General features: G+C 69.5%; 2 protein-coding genes. One reads left to right on the top strand and one right to left on the bottom strand.

Features of this window, described 5'->3' with window-relative positions; all coding sequences use genetic code 11:
- Window positions 1-120: 120 nt before the first annotated feature.
- Complete coding sequence (locus tag ABZ887_RS51070; protein WP_361306581.1) at window positions 121-687, top strand: hypothetical protein; 567 nt, start codon at window positions 121-123, stop codon at window positions 685-687.
- Here ABZ887_RS51070 and ABZ887_RS51065 read toward each other — a convergent pair.
- A complete protein-coding gene (locus ABZ887_RS51065) occupies window positions 605-1,435 on the bottom strand; it encodes an IS5 family transposase (protein WP_361306579.1) in 831 nt (276 codons plus the stop codon). The two genes, ABZ887_RS51070 and ABZ887_RS51065, sit on opposite strands and share 83 nt — an antisense overlap.
- Window positions 1,436-1,709 lie beyond the last annotated feature (274 nt).

The following is a 1,709-nucleotide window of genomic DNA, read 5'->3' as shown; positions in this document are numbered from 1 at the left end:
AGTGCGTTGTGGCAAACGGAGTCCCTGTTCGATGAGCAGGGGCTTCTTCGTGTGCGGGGCGTGATCGCGGTGGGGTAGGGGCAGGCAGCGGACGGCTTGTTGTGGATCGAGGAGGGTGCGATGCCGTCGGTGCTGGGGTTGATGGAACAGCGTGAGGCGCGGGCGAGGCAGGATCTGGAGTCCTGGACGGAGGTTCTGGAGCAGGCTCAGGCGGAGGTGGATGCCGCGCGGGAGCGAGTCGAGCGGGCCCGGGTGGGGCGTGAGGAGCTCGTGTCGGTGCTGGCCGCGGGGAGCCTGGTGAATACGCCGGTTTCTGTGCCTTCTGGTGGTGAGATGGCTGCCGCCGTGGGATCGAGCGGCTCCGGCGCGGGGCATGGCGAGCGGCCGCCGGTGTGGCGGTCGGGCATGGGCGTGGAGGTGCTCGGCGGCCTGTATCGGGAGGTGTTCGCCGCGGTGGTGGCCGCTTCGGGGCCGGTGAACGGGGTGGAGCTGACGCGGGCGGTGGGCCGGGAGGCGGAGATCAAGAACGAGGTGGAGAAGATCCGTCACCGTGCCTACGTGCTGGAGAAGCGGGGCTGGCTGGTGCGGGCGAAGGACGGACGGTTCATGCCCGCGCCCGGGGCAGCCGGCCGGGACGCTTCTCCGGCCAGCGCGGAGCGTCTGCGGCCAGGCGCCTCGACAGCCTGATCACGGCGGCCCACCACACCATCTGGGCGTGGTGGTCGGGGCGGCGTTCGTGGTCGCGGTTGAGGCGGCGTGAGCGGGAGAGCCAGCTCAGCGTGCGCTCCACCACCCACCTGCGGGCCAGGACGACAAATCCGCGGTGTCCGTCGGAGCGGCGCACGACCTCGATCCGCACTCCGTGACGGGCGAACGCCTTCGCCAGCGCCGGACCCTGGTAGGCGCTGTCGACCCACACCAGCTTCAGCAGCCGGCCCGGCTGGTCCATGAACGTCTCCAGCAGTGCGGGGGCGGCCTTGGAGTCGTGGACGTCGGCCGTGGTCACGGTGACCTCCAGGAGCAGGCCCTCGGTGTCGGTCAGGACGTGGCGCTTGCGTCCGTCGCGTGACTTGCCGCCGTCGTATCCGCGGCTGTCCTCGCCGACGGTCTCGGAGGCGTCCACCGACTGACTGTCGATGATTCCCGCGCTGGGCTCGGCGTTGCGGCCTGCGCGTTCCCTTGCCGTGTAGCGCAGGCGTTCGTGCAGTTCACGCACGTAGTCGCAGGCCCGCCAGCGGCGGAAGAAGTCGTAGACCGCCCGCCAGTACGGGAAGTCGACCGGCATGGCCATCCACTTCACGCCGTTGTCGACCAGATAGCGCACAGCGTCGAGTATCTCGCGGTGGCAGTACGCCTCCGGGCGCCCGCCCCGCTTGAGGAGCCAGGCCGGTACCGGCATCGCGGAGCGGACCTCGGCCCACTCCGCGTCTGTCATGTCGCTCGGATAGCAGCCTGCCCGGCGTCCCGGAGCGATCGAACTGAACCGGTGCACGTAGCAGTCACACCCAGGGATGACCGCGGTGGACGCGAGCGCAGCAGAGATGGTCAACTCGTCGGACAACGGGTCTCCTTGCTCGTGACCGGCCTCAACAACCACGTCACTACCAAGGGGCCCGTTTCTTCATGCCTACGACCGCACCGGCATCTCAGTCCGAGCGATCACCCGCACCCGCAGGCTCCGAACGAGATCCGGTTTGCCACAACGCACT

The organism is Streptomyces sp. NPDC047061 (assembly GCF_040643955.1).
Classification (GTDB): domain Bacteria; phylum Actinomycetota; class Actinomycetes; order Streptomycetales; family Streptomycetaceae; genus Streptomyces.
This window is presented reverse-complemented; position numbering and strand designations above follow the sequence as displayed.